The organism is Micromonospora sp. NPDC093244, from assembly GCF_040683695.1.
GTDB lineage: Bacteria > Actinomycetota > Actinomycetes > Mycobacteriales > Micromonosporaceae > Micromonospora.
Genome location: NZ_JBFBEO010000001.1, coordinates 415,620 through 428,199 on the forward strand (window position 1 = coordinate 415,620; position 12,580 = coordinate 428,199).

Annotated in this window: 11 protein-coding genes; 6 read left to right on the forward strand and 5 right to left on the reverse strand. The window is 71.6% G+C overall.

Annotated features, from left to right (window positions below):
• Positions 1 to 77: 77 nt before the first annotated feature.
• The 5 genes from AB0N27_RS01935 (at position 78) to AB0N27_RS01955 (ending at position 5,247) form a co-directional block, all read left to right on the forward strand.
• On the forward strand, positions 78 to 677 hold the full coding sequence (locus tag AB0N27_RS01935) for a heme-copper oxidase subunit III (protein ID WP_139585788.1): 600 nt from the start codon (positions 78 to 80) through the stop codon (positions 675 to 677).
• A gap of 70 nt (positions 678 to 747) precedes the next feature.
• Complete coding sequence (locus AB0N27_RS01940; RefSeq protein ID WP_364362534.1) at positions 748 to 1,584, forward strand: cytochrome c; 837 nt, start codon at positions 748 to 750, stop codon at positions 1,582 to 1,584.
• A 64-nt stretch (positions 1,585 to 1,648) separates the two neighbouring features.
• On the forward strand, positions 1,649 to 2,737 hold the full coding sequence (locus AB0N27_RS01945) for a Rieske 2Fe-2S domain-containing protein (protein ID WP_364362535.1): 1,089 nt from the start codon (positions 1,649 to 1,651) through the stop codon (positions 2,735 to 2,737).
• The gene (locus AB0N27_RS01950; protein WP_364362536.1) at positions 2,734 to 4,365 is read left to right on the forward strand and encodes a cytochrome b N-terminal domain-containing protein; all 1,632 of its coding nucleotides are present in this window, start codon (positions 2,734 to 2,736) and stop codon (positions 4,363 to 4,365) included. Before AB0N27_RS01945 ends, AB0N27_RS01950 begins: the two co-directional genes overlap by 4 nt.
• Before the next feature lie 192 nt (positions 4,366 to 4,557).
• The gene (locus tag AB0N27_RS01955; protein WP_364362537.1) at positions 4,558 to 5,247 is read left to right on the forward strand and encodes a DUF4142 domain-containing protein; all 690 of its coding nucleotides are present in this window, start codon (positions 4,558 to 4,560) and stop codon (positions 5,245 to 5,247) included.
• Positions 5,248 to 5,315: 68 nt separating this feature from the next.
• On the opposite strand, the gene AB0N27_RS01960 is transcribed toward AB0N27_RS01955, so the two are convergent.
• From AB0N27_RS01960 to AB0N27_RS01980, 5 genes are all read right to left on the reverse strand, one after another.
• Positions 5,316 to 5,603, reverse strand: a complete 288-nt coding sequence (locus tag AB0N27_RS01960; RefSeq protein WP_139585793.1) for an Lrp/AsnC ligand binding domain-containing protein — start codon at positions 5,601 to 5,603, stop codon at positions 5,316 to 5,318.
• A 79-nt stretch (positions 5,604 to 5,682) separates the two neighbouring features.
• Positions 5,683 to 6,546, reverse strand: a complete 864-nt coding sequence (locus AB0N27_RS01965) for an NTP transferase domain-containing protein (protein ID WP_364362538.1) — start codon at positions 6,544 to 6,546, stop codon at positions 5,683 to 5,685.
• Positions 6,543 to 7,085 carry an NUDIX domain-containing protein gene (locus AB0N27_RS01970; RefSeq protein ID WP_139585795.1) on the reverse strand — a complete coding sequence of 181 codons (543 nt, stop codon included), beginning with the start codon at positions 7,083 to 7,085 and terminating at the stop codon, positions 6,543 to 6,545. The genes AB0N27_RS01965 and AB0N27_RS01970 overlap by 4 nt, the downstream gene beginning before the upstream one ends.
• A gap of 53 nt (positions 7,086 to 7,138) precedes the next feature.
• Positions 7,139 to 8,932: an HD domain-containing protein gene (locus AB0N27_RS01975; protein WP_364365949.1), complete on the reverse strand. Its 1,794-nt coding sequence runs from the start codon at positions 8,930 to 8,932 to the stop codon at positions 7,139 to 7,141.
• A 128-nt stretch (positions 8,933 to 9,060) separates the two neighbouring features.
• On the reverse strand, positions 9,061 to 10,815 hold the full coding sequence (locus tag AB0N27_RS01980; RefSeq protein ID WP_364362539.1) for a DEDD exonuclease domain-containing protein: 1,755 nt from the start codon (positions 10,813 to 10,815) through the stop codon (positions 9,061 to 9,063).
• 127 nt (positions 10,816 to 10,942) lie between these two features.
• Here AB0N27_RS01980 and AB0N27_RS01985 point away from each other — a divergent pair, with 127 nt between their 5' ends.
• Positions 10,943 to 12,394, forward strand: a complete 1,452-nt coding sequence (locus AB0N27_RS01985; protein WP_364362540.1) for an NYN domain-containing protein — start codon at positions 10,943 to 10,945, stop codon at positions 12,392 to 12,394.
• Positions 12,395 to 12,580: the final 186 nt, after the last annotated feature.

A 12,580-nucleotide genomic window follows, 5' to 3' on the forward strand; every position in this document is an offset into this window, starting at 1 on the left:
TCGACGCCGGGGCCACGGAAGGCGCAGGTTTGCCACCCCGCTGATCGCCGGCCCCGGTCAGGGGCAATAATGACGGCGTGACTGCGGCCCCAGCCATTGACAAGAGCCGGATCCACTCTCTGACCCGACCGAACATGGTCAGCGTCGGGACGATCGTGTGGCTCTCCAGCGAACTCATGTTCTTCGCGGCGCTGTTCGCGATGTACTTCTCGATCCGCGCTGCGGCGCCGGAGCAATGGGAGAAGCACACCGAGCACCTGAACATCCCGTACGCGACCACCTTCACCGTGATCCTGGTGCTCTCGTCGGTGACGTGCCAGCTCGGTGTCTTCGCGGCGGAGAAGGGTGACGTGCACGCGCTGCGGCGCTGGTTCACCGTCACGTTCGTGATGGGCCTGATCTTCGTGCTCGGCCAGCTGAACGAGTACCGCGAGCTGGTGCACGAGGGTGTCAAGATCAACGAAGACGGTTACGGGTCGATGTTCTACCTGACCACCGGCTTCCACGGTCTGCACGTGACCGGCGGTCTGATCGCCTTCATCATCTTCATGGTCCGTACGACCATGGGCCGGTTCACCCCGGCGCAGGCGACCTCGGCGATCGTCGTGTCGTACTACTGGCACTTCGTCGACGTGGTGTGGATCGGGCTGTACGCCATGATCTACTGGCTTCAGTGATCTTGCGCGTCACACTCCGCACTGCTGCTCCGTCCCCTGAGACAGGTCCAACCGGTTAAGGACACCGCTCATGACTTCTGACAACGACCGCCGACGCGGCCTGCTCGCGCGGTTGCGCGGGCGGCCCGCCGCGCGCAGCAGGGGCCGCCGCCGGCTGGGCGCCGCGGTCCGGCTGTTCGCCGCGCTGATGCTCGCCGGCGGCGCCTACACCGTCTTCGCCCCCGGTGCGCAGGCACAGGACAACCCGCCGCTGACCGGCGCCGCCGCCGAGGGCAAGGCGCTGTTCGACGTGAGCTGTGTGACCTGTCACGGACGCAACGCCCAGGGCGTCGAGGGTCGCGGACCGAGCCTGGTCGGCGTCGGCGCGGCCTCTGTCGAGTTCCAGGTCAGCTCCGGCCGCATGCCGATGGCCCGGCAGGAGGCCCAGGCCCACCGCAAGCCCCCGGTCTTCACCGACGAGCAGACCCGCCAGCTGGCCCAGTACATCCAGGAGCTCGGCGGCGGCCCGGTCGTCCCCGAGGGCGACGAGCTGCGTGACGGCGGCAACGTCGCGGCCGGCGGTGAGCTGTTCCGGATCAACTGCTCGCAGTGCCACGCCTTCGGCGGCGGTGGCGGCGCGCTCTCCTCGGGCAAGTTCGCACCCAGCCTGCACCCGGCGACCGACCGGCAGATCTACGCGGCGATGCTGAGCGGCCCGCAGAACATGCCGGTGTTCGGCGACAACCAGCTCCGGCCGGAGCAGAAGGCCGACATCATCGCGTACATCCAGGAGACGCTGAAGCACGACCAGGACCCGGGCGGGTTCAACCTCGGTCGGTACGGGCCGTCCACCGAGGGCCTGGCGATCTTCCTGGTTGGCATCGTGGCGCTCGTCTTCGCCAGCCTGTGGATTGCGGGCAAGTCGTGACCGAGCGGATCATCCGATTCAGTGCTGTGGTGCCGAGCGGCGCCACCCGTAGCGAGGTGACGGCATGAGCACCCACACCGAGCACCAGGCCCCGCAGGGCCGGGAGCCGCTCGACGTGAACGACCCCAAGCTGACCCGGTTCGACGTCGTCCGCGAGGGCGCGCGCCGGGACGACATCGAGATCGTGCACTACGAGCCGCAGGTGCTGCCCGGCACGAAGGCCGAGCGTCGGCTGACCCGTGTCGTGGCCGGGTTCTTCCTGATCACCGGTCTGGCGGCGACCGCCTTCCTGGCCATCTACATCTGGTGGCCGTGGCAGTACGAGCCGGGCCGTGGCGGCGACAAGTTCTACACGCCGCTGCTCGGCGCCACCCTCGGCGTGGCCCTGCTCGCCGTCGGCTTCGGCATCCTGACCTGGGGCAAGAAGTTGCTGCCCAAGGAGGTCTCGATCCAGGACCGGCACGAGGGGCAGGTGGACTCCGAGGGCCGTACGATCACCGGCCAGACGATGCTCTACATGGCCGACGAGCTGGGTGTGAAGCGCCGCCCGCTGCTCGGCATCTCGCTGCTGGCCGGTCTCGCGCCGGTCGGCGCGGTCGCCGCGGCGCCCCTGGTCGGCGGTCTGATCTCGCAGCCGCACAAGAACAACCAGATGTTCACCACCGGGTTCGCCGCCGCCGAGGGTGGCGAACGGATCCGCCTGGTCCGTGAGGACGGTCGCCCGATCCGCCCGGCCGACATCAGCGCCGGCGGCCAGCTGACCGTCTTCCCCGGCATCGACCACGGCGTGAGCAACAGGCACGCCGACTCGCCGACGCTCCTGATCCACCTTCGGGACTCCGACGCGCAGGAGTCGCGCCGGGCCAACGAGCGGATCGGCCACGGCGACTACATGTGGGGCAACTACGCGGCGTTCTCCAAGATCTGCACGCACGCGGGTTGCCCGGCCAGCCTGTACGAGCAGCAGACCAACCGTCTGCTCTGCCCGTGCCACCAGTCCCAGTTCCTGATCACCGACAACGCCAAGCCCGTCTTCGGCCCTGCCAGCCGGCGGCTGCCGCAGTTGCCCATCGAGGTCGACTCCGAGGGCTTCTTCGTGGCGAAGTCCGACTACACCGAGACCGTCGGGCCTGATTTCTGGGAGCGGCCATGAAGCGTCGAAAGTTTGACCTGGCAGCCACGCCGGGCAAGGCCGCGGTGGGAGTGGACGACCGCTTCGCGGTGGCCACGCCGCTGCGCAAGCTGCTGAACAAGGTCTTCCCGGACCACTGGTCCTTCCTGCTCGGCGAGATCGCGCTGTTCTCGTTCGTCGTGCTGCTGCTGACGGGTGTGTTCCTCACCTTCTTCTTCGAGCCGGCGATGACCGAGGTGGTCTACGACGGCAGCTACGCGCCGTTGCAGGGCACCCCGATGTCCGCCGCGTACGCCTCCAGCCTGGACATCTCGTTCGACGTCCGCGGTGGTCTGGTGATGCGGCAGATGCACCACTGGGCGGCGCTGCTGTTCATGGCCGCCATCGTCGTGCACATGCTGCGGGTGTTCTTCACCGGTGCCTTCCGCAAGCCGCGTGAGACCAACTGGATCATCGGTTCGCTGCTGTTCTGGGTCGGCTTCCTGGCCGGCTTCACCGGCTACTCGCTGCCGGACGACGGCCTGTCCGGCACCGGCCTGCGGATCGCCTCGGCGATCATGCTGTCCATCCCGGTGATCGGCTCCTGGGTCACGTCGTCGATCTTCGGTGGCGAGTTCCCGGGCACGATCATCATCAGCCGGTTCTTCATCGCCCACGTGCTGCTCATCCCGGGTCTGCTGGTCGCGCTGATCAGCGTCCACCTGGGGCTGGTCTTCAAGCAGAAGCACACCCAGTGGCCCGGCCCCGGCCGGACCAACAACAACGTGGTCGGCGAGCGGATGTTCCCGCGGTACGCGTTGAAGCAGGGCGGCTTCTTCATGGTCGTCTTCGGCGTCATCGCGCTGATGGGTGGTCTGTTCCAGATCAACCCCATCTGGCTGTTCGGCCCGTACGAGGCGTGGGTGGTCTCGGCCGCCAGCCAGCCCGACTGGTACGTCATGTTCCTCGACGGCTCGACCCGACTCATGCCGGCCTGGGAGATCAACATCCCGATCGGCGACGGGTACGTCATCCCGCCGCTGTTCTGGCCGACTGTCGTCCTGCCCGGCATCCTGGTCGGCCTGTCGACGATGTACCCGTTCCTGGAGGCCCGGCAGCTCAAGGACCGCAAGAGCCACAACCTGCTCCAGCGTCCCCGGGACGTTCCGGCCCGTACCGCCGTCGGCGCCATGGCCGTCGCCTTCTACATCGTCCTGACGCTCTCCGGCGCCAACGACGTGATCGCGGACAAGTTCCAGATCAGCCTGAACGCGATGACCTGGGCGGGCCGGATCGGCCTGCTCGTGGTCCCGCCGATCGCGTACTACATCACCTACCGGCTCTGCCTCGGTCTCCAACAGCACGACCGGGAGGTGCTCGCGCACGGCGTCGAGACCGGCATCATCAGGCGCCTGCCGGACGGCCGGTTCGTCGAGGTGCACCAGCCGCTCAGCGCGTCCGACGGGCACGCGGACGGCCACGGTGAGCTGGAGTACGTCGGCTGGGTGGTGCCCAAGAAGATGAACCGGCTCGGTGCACTCGGCCCGGCCATCAGGGGCTTCTTCTACCCGATCGAGAAGCCGGTCGAGGCGCCTGTCTCGCCGGGGCACCCGCCGGTCGAGGCCCGGCCCGAGCGCGAGGAGATCGGCAGCGGCGAGAGCCGACGCTGATCGCCTGATCGCACGCTTACGGGGCGCCCGTCGGAATTCCGGCGGGCGCCCCGTCGTGTCCGCGTCCACCGCCCATCCGACCAGGAGTCGGACGGCCACGGCGGGACCGGTCGACCCCGCGCGTCGGGGGATCGCAGGAATAACCCCGGTGAGCCGGGTATCCGTGCGGTCCAACGTCTCAAGGGGGGGAACATGTTGGGTATCAAACGCCTCGGCCTGTTGGCCGCGCTGGTACTGGTCGGCGTCGCGCCGGCTGCGGCCGCGCAGGCCGCGGCACAGCCGTCAACGCAGGACACCCAGTATCTGCAGGCGGTGCACCAGGTGAACCTGTTCGAGATCACCGCTGGTGACCTGGCCCAGCAGAAGGGCCAGAACCAGGGGGTCAAGGACCTCGGTGCGATGTTGAAGACCGACCACACCCAGCTGGACCAGACGGTGCAGCAGACCGCGTCCCAGCTCAACGTGGAACTGCCGAACGAGCCCAGCGCCGATCAGCAGGCGGTCCTCGACAAGCTGAACAACGCCAGCGGCGCGGAGTTCGACAGGCTCTGGGTGACAAGTGAGCTGGCCGGCCACGTCCAGGCCATCCAGGCCACCCAGACGGAGATCTCGCAGGGCTCCGAGCAGTCGGTGGTCCAGCTGGCCCAGACCGCCCTGCCGATGCTCCAGGCGCACTACGACGAGCTGGTGCAGCTCGCCAACCAGCTCGGCATCCCGGTCCCGCAGACCAGCGCCAGCGGTACGCCCAGCCCGGGTGGCACCGGCACTGAGTCGCCGGCTCCGGGTGGCACGGGCACCGAGTCGCCGGCTCCGGGCGGCACCACCGAGTCGCCGGCTCCGGGCGGCGGCACCACCGAGACGCCGGCTCCCAGCGAGAGCTGACGTAGCGGCAAGCAGACGGCCGGTCCACCCCGCACGGGGTGGACCGGCCGCGGTGCGTCAGGCGGTGGTCAGTCCGTGCCGGCGAGGCCGATCGCGAACGCTTCCTCCAGGTCGTGCTGGGAGTACGCCCGGAACGCGATGTGCGACTCGGTGTTCAGCACGCCCGGCACCTTCGAGATGCTGCCCGCGATGACCTGGGCGATCTGGTCGAACTCGCGGACCCGGACGATGGCGATGAGGTCGACGTGCCCGGCCACCGAGTAGACCTCGCTGACGCCGGGAAGGTTGGCCAGGGTCTCCGCCACCTCGGGAATCGCGTCGGTGGCGCAGTCGATCAGCACGATCGCGGTGATCACGGGGCATTTCTCCGTTCGTCGGCGTCGTCGCCCATGCTAGATGTTCCCGGTCGCCCCCGGAGCCGGGAGCCGTCGCGGCTCAGTCCCGGGCGGCGGGCACGGTGCGACGGTCCCCGAACCGGATCACGTCGTGCAGCCGTTCCCCGGCCCGGACGACCGCTCCCGGCCACACGACGGTGCGGCACACGTCGCCGTCCACCCGCGCGCCGGCGCCGACGACCGACTCCACGCACCGACCGGTCACCGTCGCCGACGGGTCGACCAGGACCCCGCCCTCGGCGGCGTGCAGGTTGGCCGCCAGGTAGTCGGCCGGGGTGCCGGTGTCGAAGAAGGTGCCCGGGTAGGGCACCACCTCCAGCTCGCCGGCCGCCTCGGCGGGCCGCCAGAGCGCGCGGACCAGGTCGGAGAAGACCACCGGCAGGTCGCGGACCAGCCGCCAGGGCAGCAACGAGAACCCGGTGAAGCAGTGCCCGTCGAAGGTGCCCGGCGCCGTCGGGTCCGCGGCGGGCTGGCCGAGCAGGCGTACGGTGCGCCCGTCCCACCCGTCGACCAACGCGGCCACGTCGGGGCCCGGGGGAGCGGCCGGGTCGGCGAGGTACGCGTCGGCGTTGCCCACCAGCACCGCCCGGCCGTCGATCCAGTCCAGCAGGTTGGCCACCCCGCCCGCGGTGCCCAGCGGCTCGCCGGGCTCCACCGACAGGTGGGCGCGGTCCCCGACGTGGGCGACCACCTGGTCGGCGAGATAGCACGCGTTCACCGCGACGCGGCCCGGCCCGGCCAGGCCGAGCCCGGTCAGCCGGGCCAGCGCCCGGTCCAGCAGCGGCACGTTGCCCACCGGGCACAACGCCTTGGGGACCCGTTCGGTGAGCGGACGTAGCCGGGTGCCCTCGCCGGCGGCGAGCACCACCGCGCACAGGTCCTCCGGCAGGCCCGCCCCGGTCATGGCGTGGTGTCGGGAACCGGTGGCGGAAACTGCCCGGCCAGCGGCCCGATGTCGTAGTAGGCGAGCAGCCGGGCGGTCGACCAGCTCAGCTTGGGCAGGTCGTCCAGCGGATGCCAGGCCGCCTCGAAGACCTCCGCGCCGTCGACCACCAGCTCGGTGCTGGACGCCGGCACCTCCGCCTCGAAGACCACGTCCACCCAGCCCTTGGCGTGCACTATCGCGTTCGGTACGGCGGGGCGCAGCCGGGACGGGGCAAGCCGGATGCCGGACTCCTCGAACAGCTCCCGGGCCGCGCCCACCACCGGCGCCTCGCCCCTGTTCAGCAGGCCGGCGGGGAGCGACCAACCCTTGCCGGGCGGCTGGCGCAGCATCAGCAGCCGGCCCGCGCCCGTCGCCTCGGAATCGCGGACCAGGGTGACCGCGCCGACGATGTACTTGGGTACGGCCAGCTTGACCAGGCGCCGACGTACCGGCAGAGGCAGCCGGTAGAAGGCCTGGTAGAAGATGGCCCGACCGGTGGCGCGGGAGCGGGGGATCATGACTCCAGGCTAGTGGTCACGAATGTCCTTCGGACGTGCTGGGGCCGGCCCGGTCACTGCCGATGGTCGACCAGGTCGATGAGCTGGCGTACCACGGTGTCCGGTTCGATCACCCGGTCGAAGACCGCGACGAGCAGCGTCTCCAGGTCGGGGTAGCCCAACTCCTCGGAGAGGCGCAGCAGCGGCAGGTCACTGGCCAGGCCCCGGTTGTGCTGGCGCAGGGCCAGCCCGATGGTGGCCCGGCCGAGCCGTACCTTGTCGCTGATCGTGATGCCCGGCTCGGTGTGCTCGGCGAACCACCTGTTGATCTGCATCTGCGCGTGCGGCGACTTGACGAAGCTGAGCCACTCCCGGCGTGGGCCGCGCGGCGCCACGCCCGCCTCGAAACCGTTGTCGCCGTCGTTCTCGGTGAAGATCTCCACCACGTCGCCCTCGTCCAGCTCCGAGCTCAGCGGCGCCAACCGGCCGTTGATCCGGGCGGCGAGGCAGTGGTCGCCACGCTCGTTCCCCAGCTCGTACGCGAGGTCGACGGGCGTGGCGCCGGCCGGCAGCACCACCTGCCGCCCGTCGGCGAAGACCTGGATCTGCCCCTCGGCCAGGTCGCAGCGCAGCGACTCGTAGAACTGCGCCGGGTCGGCGGCCTCCGGCTCCCAGTCGAGCACCCGGCGCAGCCAGTCCAGCTGTTCGGCGCGGGCCGATGCGCTGCTGCTGCCCGAACGCGGGAAGCGGAAGTCGGCGGCGATGCCGTACTCGGCCGAGCGGTGCATCTCCTCGGTGCGGATCAGCACCTCCACCGTGCGGTCCTGCGGGCCGCAGACGCTTGTGTGCAGCGAGCGGTAGAGGTTGTTCTTCGGTGAGGCGATGAAGTCCTTGAAGCGGCCGGGGACGGGCCGCCACGTGCCGTGGATCGCGCCCAGGGCGGCGTAACAGTCGGTGGCCGGGCCGTCGACGACCACCACGATGCGCGGCAGATCGTACGGAGCGGTGTGGCCGCCGGCGATTGTGTCCTTCCAGATCGAGTAGAGGTGCCGGGGGCGAGGGCTGACCTCGGCGTCGACCCGGCTGCGCTTCAGGGCCGCCCGGGCCCGGGCAACCACCGATTCCAGGTACGCGTCCCAGCCCGGCCGGTCGTGCACGTGCCGGGCCAGCCGGGCGTGCTCGTCGGGCTCCAGGTGCAGCAGCACCACGTCGTCCAGCTCGCGCTTGAGGGTCTGGATGCCCAGCCGGTCACAGAGCGGGACCAGCACCTCCTGCGTCTTGCGGGCGATCCGCTCCCGCGACGACGCGGAGCGCACCCCGAGGGTGCGCATGTTGTGCAGCCGGTCGGCCAGCTTGATGATCAGCACCCGGACGTCCTTGGCGGCCGCGACGATCATCTTGCGGACCGTCTCCGCCTCGGCGGCCTTGCCGTAGAACGCCTTGTCGAACTTGGTCACCCCGTCGACCAGGTGGGCCACCTCGCCGCCGAAGTCCTCCGAGAGCGCCTGGAGCGTGTAGCGGGTGTCCTCCACCGTGTCGTGCAGCAGCGCCGCGACCAGGGTGGTGGTGTCCATCCCCAGCTCCGCGCAGATCTGGGCCACCGCGAGAGGGTGGGTGATGTACGGCTCCCCGCTCTTGCGGAACTGCCCGCGGTGCATGTTCTCCGCGATGGTGTACGCCCGGCGCAGCACCGCGGGGTCGGTGCCGGCGTGGATGCCCCGGTGGGTGCGGACCAGCTGCGTGACCGGGTCGGAGTCGGTTGTCGGCCAGGTGAGCAGTGACCGCAGCCGGCGGGCGAGCGGCAGCTCACCCGGCTGGGTCGGAAGGGCGCCCCCCAGGGCGGCGCCGTGTCCGGCGTCGACGTCCACGAGGGACACCTCCTCACCCCGGCTCCACGACGCCGGAGACCGGCGGCCGGGAGCAGGCCCACGAATCGGGCAGGACTGCACTTCTCCAACAGCCTAAGCGAGTCGACGTAGTCCGATCGGTCACTTGGTCATGAGCGTTCGGTCGAGAGTTGGTGGGACGGAGCGTTCTCGGCCTTCGCCAGCAGGTCACGGAAGCGCCCCGCGCCACCCACCGGCGACGACCAACCGGACGACATCTCCACCAGTCGCGTCTCCGGTCGTTCCAACCAGGACAGGATGCGCTCGGACTCCTCGGCGGTGGCCGCCGGCACCGGCCCGTGCCCGCCCGCCACCGTCTCGGCGGTGGCCCGGATGGCGGTCAGGGTGGGTCGCGGGTGGACGCCGGGCGGGGACACCCCCGCGCCGGCCAGCCGGCCGTGCCGGATCAGCGCCAGCTCCCAGCCACCCCGGGCCGCCGGGCGGGCCGCCGCCAGCTCGACGATCCCGGTCAGCGCGGCCAGTCGCTGCATCCGCACGGTGGCGCGCAGCACCGCGGCCAGCCGGGACCGCACCACGGCGGCCTCCTCGTAGCGCTGGTCGCCCGAGAGCACGTCGATCCGGGCCAGCAGCGCGTCCACCACCCGCTGCGGGTCGCTCGCGGTGGCGGTGCGGAACGGCAGGACGGCCCTGTCGTCGTACTCCTCCGGGGTGATCCGGTGCTCGCAGGGCGCCGCGCAGCGACCCAGCTCGGCCAGCGCGCAGGCCGGCGTGACGGTGCGCAGCGAGAGCCGGTGCGTGCACTGGCGCAGCGGCACCGCGTCGTGGAAGCCGGCGGCGGCCAGCTCCGCGGCCCGCCGGGAGGTGAACGGCCCGAGGTACGCGGTGTCGGTGGGGGCCAGGTCGCGGACGATCGACAACCGAGGGTACGGACCGTCGGTGAGCTTCAGCCAGACCATCCGCTCCGGGTACTTCGACCGCCTGTTGTACGGCGGGGCGTGCGCGGCGATCAGGCGCAGCTCGCGGACCTCCGCCTCCAGCGAGTGGGCGCACTCCACCGCCTCGACCCGCTCGGCCGCCGCCAGCATCTCGGAGATCCGGGCGCGCTTCTCGCCGGCGGTGAAGTAGCTGCGCACCCGGGTGGCGATGTCGACGGAGGTGCCCACGTAGAGCGGGCGCTCGTCGGCGGCCCGGAAGATGTAGACGCCCGGGACCTTGGGCAGCCCCTCGGCCAGGTGCCGTTTGCGGCGCTGGGTCGGAGTGACCGCCCGGGCGAACTCGATGGCGTCGCCGATCGTGTCCACCCGGTGCCCACCGAGCCGGCCGATCAGCCCGTGCAGCACGTCGACAGTGGCCTTCGCGTCGTCGAGCGCGCGGTGGGTGGGTTGCGTGGCGGTGCGGAAGTACGCGGCGAGGGTGCCGAGCTTGCGGTTGGGCACCTCGTCGCGGGTCAGCACCCGGCGGGCCAGCGCCGCGGTGTCCAGCACCCGGGGGTTGGGCCAGCGGTAACCGTGCTTGGCGCAGGCCGCCTTGAGGAACCCCACGTCGTACGGGGCGTTGTGGGCCACCAGCACGGCGTCGGCGATGAACTCCAGGAAGCTCGGCAGCACCTGCTCGATCGGTGGCGCGGGCAGCAGCATGGCCTGGGTGATCCCGGTCAGCACGGTGATGAACGGGGGGATCGGCTGCCCGGGGTTGACCAGGGTGGCCAGCACGCCCAACTGCTCGCCGCCGCGCACCTTGACCGCGCCGATCTCGGTGATGCCGCCGCCGTCCGGCGCGCCGCCGGTGGTCTCCAGGTCGACCACCACGAAGGTGGTCGCGTAGAGCGGCAGCGCCGGGTCCACCCCGCCCGTCGCCGGGTCGAGACCGGCAAGTGACTCCTGGACGTACTCCGCCTGTGCCATCGGCGGCACGCTAGCGCCACGGTCCGACACTCCTGTCGCAACGTCCCCACCAGTCACCATGGGGGTAGGATGAGAGATCGGCTCACTCACCGGGCGGTGGGCCCGGTCGCGGTGGGAGACTTGCCACATGCCCCTCACCGAGCCGTACGACGACCACCTCCCGCAGGAGGATCCGGTCGCGCGCGACGGTGCGGGCAACCCGGACGACAACGTAGTCACGGACCCATCGGGCGCATCCGCCCCCACGACGCCTGACGACGGTGCGGGCGTCGAGCCGGAGCCGACACTGCCGGAGGCGGTGCGCCAGCGGATCGTGACGCTCACCGCGGCGGTGCTGCCCACCCTGCCCGCCGACGAGGTGCCGGTGCCGCTGCGCCGGGTGGCCAAGTTCGCCCCGAACCGGCGGGCCCGGCTCGGCGCGCCTGCCATCGCCGCCCAGCTCACCGCCGACCCGCTGTTCCGGCAGCGGGTCACCGCCCGCGTGCTGGCCGACGCCGGTGACCTCGGCGCGGCAGTCGTGGAGGGCACCGCGCCCGCCGCCGCCGACCCGGTCGAGGTCGCCGCCCTGGCCTACCTGGCCCGTCCGCGCGGCTGGCGGGAGCTGATCGACGCCAGCGGCGCGGCCGTGCGCGCCGAGGCGGACAGCGCGGTCGTCGCCGAGCTGGTCCGCGAGGCCGAGCAGCGGGCCACCCGCGCCGAGCACGACCGGGCGGTGGCCCGGGTCGAGGCGGAGAAGCTGCGCGACGAGCTGGCCCGCGTCCGTGAGGAGTTGGGTCAGCTCCGCGAGGAGTCCCGACAACTGGCCCGAACCCTGCGGGAGACCCAGGCCCGCGAGCGCAGGGCCACCGAGTTGCTGGCCACCGAACGCGGCCGGGCGGCCCGCGCCAGCGCCGACGTGGACGCCGAGCTGCGCCGCGCCCGGGCTCGACTGGCCGAGGCGGAGGCCGCCGCAGGGGTGGCCCGGGCCAGCGCCAAGGAGGCCCGTTCGGTCGACGACGCCCGGCTCTGGCTGCTGCTGGAGACCATCGGCCAGGCGGCCGTCGGTCTGCGCCGCGAGCTGGCGCTCGACCCGGTCGACAAGCTCCCCGCCGATTTCGTGGCCGACGCGTTCGCCGAGCAGCCGGGCAGCGCCCCGGCCAGCCCCGCCGCCCGCGCCCGGGACACCGATGACCCGGCCCGGCTCGATCAGCTGCTCGCCCTGCCCCGGGCGCACCTCGTGGTAGACGGCTACAACGTCACCAAGCGGGGCTTCGGTGAGATGTCCCTGGAACAGCAGCGCAAGCGTCTGATCACCGGCCTGGGCGGGATCGCCGCGCAGACCGGCGACGAGGTCACAGTGGTCTTCGACGGCGCCGAGCGGATGCACGGGCTGCCACCCGCGCCGCGCGGCGTACGGGTGCTCTTCTCCCGCAAGGGCGAGACCGCCGACGAGCTGATCCGGCGGCTGGTCCGCGCCGAGCCGGCCGGCCGTCCGGTGGTGGTGGTCTCCTCCGACCGCGAGGTCGCCGACGGGGTGCGCCGGCACGGGGCGTACCCGCTGGGCGCGGACTCGCTGCTGCGGCGCCTCGCCCGCTCCTGACCGCGCCCGCTGCCCGCCCTGACCCGGCCAAATCGTGAGTGCCCGCCGGCCCCCGCGTGTCGGTCCGGGGCGCTAGCATCGCCGCACCGTCGAGGAGGGGAGTCACGATGGGTCAGGACGACGTGGCAGCACCTCCGCTACGCCCTGCGTGACCTGGACGCCCAGGGCTGACGACGCCGGTCGTCC

Coding starts and splice junctions, on each gene's coding strand:
- AB0N27_RS01940 (WP_364362534.1), top strand. CDS start 748: ATGACTTCTGACAACGACCGCCGACGCGGCCTGCTCGCGCGGTTGCGC.
- AB0N27_RS01945 (WP_364362535.1), top strand. CDS start 1,649: ATGAGCACCCACACCGAGCACCAGGCCCCGCAGGGCCGGGAGCCGCTC.
- AB0N27_RS01950 (WP_364362536.1), top strand. CDS start 2,734: ATGAAGCGTCGAAAGTTTGACCTGGCAGCCACGCCGGGCAAGGCCGCG.
- AB0N27_RS01955 (WP_364362537.1), top strand. CDS start 4,558: ATGTTGGGTATCAAACGCCTCGGCCTGTTGGCCGCGCTGGTACTGGTC.
- AB0N27_RS01965 (WP_364362538.1), bottom strand. CDS start 6,546: ATGACCGGGGCGGGCCTGCCGGAGGACCTGTGCGCGGTGGTGCTCGCC.
- AB0N27_RS01970 (WP_139585795.1), bottom strand. CDS start 7,085: ATGATCCCCCGCTCCCGCGCCACCGGTCGGGCCATCTTCTACCAGGCC.
- AB0N27_RS01980 (WP_364362539.1), bottom strand. CDS start 10,815: ATGGCACAGGCGGAGTACGTCCAGGAGTCACTTGCCGGTCTCGACCCG.
- AB0N27_RS01985 (WP_364362540.1), top strand. CDS start 10,943: ATGCCCCTCACCGAGCCGTACGACGACCACCTCCCGCAGGAGGATCCG.